2 protein-coding genes are annotated in these 6,200 nt (G+C 66.2%); both read left to right on the forward strand.

The features are described 5' to 3' along the window. On the forward strand, positions 1–789 hold a 789-nt coding region (locus tag JK364_RS53755), incomplete at its 5' end, for a phosphopantetheine-binding protein (protein WP_230993951.1). A gap of 35 nt (positions 790–824) precedes the next feature. Further along, the coding region (locus tag JK364_RS53760; RefSeq protein WP_201858774.1) for a type I polyketide synthase at positions 825–6,200 on the forward strand (5,376 nt) is incomplete at its 3' end.

Raw genomic sequence — 6,200 nt, forward strand, 5'->3', positions numbered from 1 at the left:
GTGTCCCTCGCCTGGGGCTTGTGGGCACAGGCCAGCGGAATCACCCAGAACCTCAACGAGACCGACCTCGCCCGCATGGACAGGTTGGGGATCGTTCCGATGGCCACTGAGGATGCCTTGGCGTCGTTTGATCGGTCGATGTATGCGGACCGTGCTGTGGTGCTGCCGGTGCGGTTGGACCTCAAGGCATTCGGGGAACGGCCGGTGCCCGTACCGACGGTGCTGCGTCAGTTGGTGCGCAGGCCGGTCCGGAAGGCAGCGGCCGGGAATGACAGTCGCGCGGGCACCGAGTGGCGCGACTGGGTCGCCATGGTTGTTCCGGAAGAGCGGGAGCGGCTGGTGCTGGACCTGGTCCGTACCCACGTCGCCACGGTGCTGGGACGAACCGATCCGTACGGAATCGAGGAGAAGCGAGCGCTCAAGGAATTGGGCTTCGATTCCCTCACCGCAGTCGAGCTCCGAAACCAGCTCAGCAACATCACCGGACTTCGCCTGCCGACCACTCTGGTCTTCGATCATCCGACTCCAGTGGCCATTGCCAACGTTCTGCTCAAGCAGATCGACGGGGCTGCGCAGACCACTGCGCAGGGCATCATGAGCGAGATCGACAAATTGGAAGTGGCCCTTGCCGGCATTGACTGGGCCGATGCCGAGGCGGCCGTCGTTTCCACCCGCCTACGCGGGCTCCTCACTAAGTGGGGCAGGAATTCCGAGTCGGATACCGAAGACCTCGGAACTGCATCGGCTGATGAGCTATTCAGCATTCTCGATGGCGAGCTGGAACGTTAAGGATCTCCGGGCGTAAAGGAAGGCGGGATAGAACCATGTCGGTTGACGAGAAGACTCTCGATTATCTGCGGCGTGCTACGGCCGACCTTCGCGATGCCCGTGGGCGTCTGCGCGAGTTGGAAGACCGTGCACACGAACCGATTGCCATCGTCGGTATGGCCTGCCGGTATCCGGGGAATGCCGCGTCACCGGATGAGCTCTGGACTCTGCTGGCCAACGGTGCAGACGCGCTCTCCGAGTTCCCTGCCGATCGTGGGTGGGAGCTGGAGGATCTGTACGATCCGGACCCGGGTCGGCCTGGGAAGACCTATGCCGTGAGCGGCGGGTTCCTGCATGATGCGGCGGATTTCGATGCGGAGTTCTTCGGTATTTCTCCGCGTGAGGCGCTGGCTATGGATCCGCAGCAGCGGCTGCTGCTGGAGACGTCCTGGGAGGCCATAGAGACTGCCGGGATCAACCCTTCCGCGCTGAGCGAAGCACCAGTCGGGGTATTCATCGGAGCCAACGGTCAGGATTACCTTTCGCGGTTCCAGGACGACGGCGAAGACGGTGATGGGTATCTTCTGACGGGTAACACGGCCAGTGCCATGTCCGGCCGCCTTGCCTATGTCTTCGGTCTTGAGGGTCCGGCGGTGACGGTGGATACGGCGTGTTCCTCGTCGCTGGTGGCTCTGCATCAGGCGAGTGTGGCGCTGCGCAGTGGTGAATGCTCGATGGCCCTGGCCGGTGGGGCGACGGTGATGTCCACACCCATCGCATTCGTGGAGTTCTCCCGACAGCGTGGTCTGGCGGCCGATGGCCGCTGCAAGGCGTTCGCCGAGGCGGCGGATGGCACGGGTTGGGGAGAGGGTGTGGGTGTGTTGTTGTTGGAGCGGTTGTCGGATGCTCGGGTGCGGGGGCATCGGGTGTTGGCGGTGGTGCGTGGTTCTGCGGTGAATCAGGATGGTGCGTCGAATGGGTTGACGGCGCCGAATGGTCCGTCGCAGGAGCGGGTGATCCGGCAGGCGCTGGCTAACGCGCGGTTGTCGGCGGCGGATGTGGATGCGGTTGAGGGTCATGGGACCGGCACGAAGCTCGGTGATCCCATCGAGGCGCACGCGCTGCTGGCCACGTATGGGCAGGGTCGGGAAGACGGTCGGCCGTTGTGGCTGGGAGCGTTGAAGTCGAACATCGGTCACACGCAGGCGGCTGCGGGTGTGGGTGGTGTGATCAAGATGGTCATGGCCCTGAACCGCGAGATGCTCCCCCGCACGTTGCATGTGGATCAGCCGTCCTCGCATGTGGACTGGGGCGCGGGGGCGGTGGAGTTGCTGGCTGAGCCTGTGGCTTGGCCGCGTGGGGAGCGGGTCCGGCGGGCTGGGGTGTCTTCCTTCGGCGTGTCGGGGACTAACGCACACGTTCTTCTCGAGGAAGCACCGGTGGATGAGTCCGTGGAGGTGGAGGTTTCCGCTGCTGGTGGTGGTGTGACGCCGTGGGTGGTGTCGGGGCGCAGTGCGGGAGCGTTGGCGGCTCAGGCCAGCCGACTGCTGGAGCATGTCAGCGCTGCTCAGGCTGACGGTGGCGTGGATGTGGTGGGTATGGGGCGTGCTCTGGTGGGTTCGCGTGCGGTGTTCGAGCACCGTGCTGTCGTCTTTGGCTCGGATGTGGAGGAGCTGACCGCTGGGCTCGCGGCGCTGGTGGAGGGCAAGTCCGTCGGTGGTGCCGGTGGTGTGGTGGTGGGGCGTGTGCGGTCGGGGCGTGTGGCGGTGTTGTTCTCCGGTCAGGGGAGTCAGCGGGCGGGGATGGGGCGGGAGTTGTATGAGGCCTTTCCCGTGTTCGCGGCGGCGTTCGATGAGGTGTGTGCTCGGTTCGATGTGCTGCTGGACCGCCCGTTGAAGGATGTGGTCTTCGCCGACGCTGCTGCTCCTGACGGTGAGGGGTTGTTGGATCGGACGGTGTTTACGCAGGCGGGGTTGTTTGCGTTGGAGGTGGGGCTGTTCCGGTTGATGGAGTCTTTCGGAGTCCGGGTGGATTTCTTGGCGGGGCATTCGATCGGTGAGGTGGTGGCGGCGTATGTGGCGGGGGTGTGGTCGTTGGAGGATGCCTGCACGTTGGTGGCTGCTCGTGGGCAGCTGATGCAGGGCCTGCCTGCGGGTGGGGCGATGGCCTCGGTCCAGGCTGGCGCGGAGGAGATGGGTCAGGCTCTGGAGGATCTGCGGGGCGGGTCTGGGCTTGGTGGTGTGGTGGAGGTTGCGGCGGTTAATGGGCCGGATCAGGTGGTGGTCTCCGGGGCGGAGGCTGCCGTGGCCCGAGTAGCTGACCATTGGCGTGGTCTGGGTCGGAAGGTGAAGAGTCTGCGAGTGGGGCACGGGTTCCACTCGGCGTTGATGGAGCCGATGCTGGACGGTTTCCGGCAGGTGCTGGAGGGCCTGTCCTTCGCTCCCCCTCGGCTGACGGTGATCTCCAATGTGACGGGTCGGCCGGCGGAGGCGCAGGAGGTGTGTTCGCCGGAGTATTGGGTGCGTCATGTCCGGCAGGCGGTGCTGTTCGGGCCGGGTGTGGAGTGGCTGGCCGAGGACGGTCAGGTGACACGGTTTGTGGAACTGGGGCCCGACGGCGTTCTGACCGCCATGACCCACAACTGCCTGGCCAGCGTGCGCCAGACCCGCACCGACAACGAGAGCGACCCCGGTGCTGAGCCGGAGATCATCCCCTCCCTGCGCCGGGATCAGCCTGCGGTCAATGCGGTACTGACCTGCCTGGCAAGGCAGTTCACCACCGGCACCCCCATCGACTGGACTCCCGCACTCGGCGGCAGCGACAGCAACGTCCCGCAGGCCCACCTGGATCTCCCCACCTACGCCTTCCAACGTCGACGCTACTGGCCCGAGACCCAGCCGACGGTCGTCGAAGGCCCGACCACGGCAGCGTCAGCCAAAGAGTCTCGCTTCTGGTCTGCCGTGGAAGAGGAGGACGCCGAAGCGGTATCCGCCCTTCTGGGATTGGCGGGCGACGAACGTGAGCCCGGGTTCCATGAGGTTCTGCCCGTGCTGGCGGATTGGCATCGCAGGGAGAACCGGCGCTCCACGGTCAATGACTGGCGCTATCGGGTCGTATGGAAGCCGATCGTTGAGACCGGTGCGAGCGGCGGTGCTGACCCGACGCACACCGGGACGTGGCTCGCTGTGGTGCCTGCTGGATCCCGCGGCATGACGACGTGGGTTCACGATGCCCTCACCGTATTGGCCCGCAGCGGGGTGTCCGTGGTGCGCATCGAGGTCTCCGCCAGCGATGGAGCCGATCGGGCGGCCCTTGCCGAGGACATTCGTGCCGCCGTCGCCCGCCATGACGCCGAGGAAGGCACTGAGGGCGGCACGGCTTCGGTGGCCGGGGTGCTGTCGTTCCTGGCCTTGGACGAAGCACCGGGACCGGTTCACCAAGCGGCCCCAGCCGGCGCGGCGGCGACGCTCGCCCTCGTCCACGCGCTCAGCGACCTCGATATGGACCTGCCCCTTTGGCTGATGACCAGGGGCGCTGTCGCGGTCGGCCGTTCCGATGTGCTGCCCTCGCCACTGCAGTCGATGGTGTGGGGTCTCGGCAGGGTCATCGGACTGGAACACCCCCAATGGTGGGGTGGTCTGATCGACCTCCCCGATGTACTGGATGACCGAGCGGCACGGCGATGGCTTGCTGCCCTCGCTTCGTCTGCCGGTGAGGACCAGGTTGCGATTCGGACGTCGGGAGCCTTCGTACGGCGCCTCGTACGGGCCCGGACCGGAGAGTCGAGCGCCGCGTTCGGCGGGGCCAGGCGGCCGCGCGGCACGGTGCTGATCACAGGTGGCACCGGCGCGTTGGGCGGGCATGTCGCTCGTTGGCTGGCCGAGGCGGGAGCGGCACACCTTCTCTTGGTCAGCAGGCGCGGACCCGCGGCTCCAGGAGCGGCTGAGTTGGTGGCCGAGCTGGAGGCCGCGGGAGTCTCCGTGACCGTGGCCGCATGCGATGTCGCCGACCGGGAAGCGGTACGCACTCTGCTGGCCACTCTTCCCGGCGAACACCCGCTGTCCGCGATCGTGCATACCGCCGGATCAGGCGGCGACCTTCGACCGGTGGTCGAGACCGGCTCGGAGAGCTTCGCCGACGTGCTCGATGCGAAGGTGACAGGCGCGCGATGCCTCCATGAGCTGACACGCGAGATGGAGCTCGACGCCTTCGTGCTGTTTTCCTCGGCCGCCGCTACCTGGGGCAGTGGCGGGCAGGGCAGTTACGCGGCCGCCAACGCCTACCTCGATGCTCTGGCCGAACACCGCAGGGCTCTCGGATTGGCCGGGACCTCGATCGCATGGGGTGCGTGGGCCGACGCCGGTATGGCCGTGGTCGACGCCGCCGAGGAGATGGTGCGCCGCCGCGGACTGCGATCGATGCCACCGGAACTGGCTGTTGTGGCGTTGCAGCAGACATGGGACGCGGATGAGGCATCGGTGACTGTGGCCGATGTGGACTGGGAGCGCTTTGTCCCGGGATTCACCGCGGCCCGCACTCGCCCGCTGCTGATGGATCTGCCGGAGGCGGCGCGGGCGCTCGAGGAGACTCGTTCGTCGGCGGGGGAGAATACGTCTGCCTGGCTGACGCAGCTCACCGAGGCTTCTGTTGAGGAACGGGAGCGCTTGCTGCTCGAACTGGTTCGCGCCCATGTCGCGGCCGTGTTGAATTATGGCGACGCTGGAGATATCGCCGCGAGCCGCGCTCTGAAGGACCTTGGATTCGATTCCTTGACGGCGGTCGAGCTGCGTAACCGGCTCAATGCGGTTACCGGGCTGGCCTTGCCCACCACAGTGGTTTTCGACCATCCCACCCCTGCTGCCCTTGTCGCCCATCTTCGGGTGCAACTCTTCGGGGAAGGCGAAGGTGAAACCTCGGGCAGGCGGCCCCTGGCCACGACTCCAGGAGGTCAGGCGGAGGACGATGCGGGCACTGACCCCGTCGTCATCGTGGGGGCAGCGTGCCGGTACCCGGGTGGCTCGGGTTCGCCCGAGCAGTTGTGGGACCTGGTAGCCGGTGGGGTGGACGCGATCTCCGGATTCCCCTCCGACCGTGGCTGGGACCTCGAGAACCTCTACGACCCGGATCCCGATCGGTCCGGCAAGACCTATGCGATGAATGGCGGATTTCTCGACGATGTGGCGGGATTCGATGCGGAGTTCTTCGGCATTTCTCCGCGTGAGGCATCGGCCATGGATCCGCAGCAGCGGCTGCTGCTGGAGACCTCTTGGGAGGCCATAGAAACCGCTGGGATCAACCCTTCCGAGCTGACGGGAACGCCCGTCGGCGTGTTCATCGGAGCCAATAACCAGGACTACCTGACTCGCTTCTCGACCGTGCCGAGCGGCGCTGACGGATATGTGATGACAGGCAATACCGCCAGTGTGATGTCC

It is taken from the genome of Streptomyces endocoffeicus (assembly GCF_016741935.1).
Taxonomy (GTDB): domain Bacteria; phylum Actinomycetota; class Actinomycetes; order Streptomycetales; family Streptomycetaceae; genus Streptomyces; species Streptomyces endocoffeicus.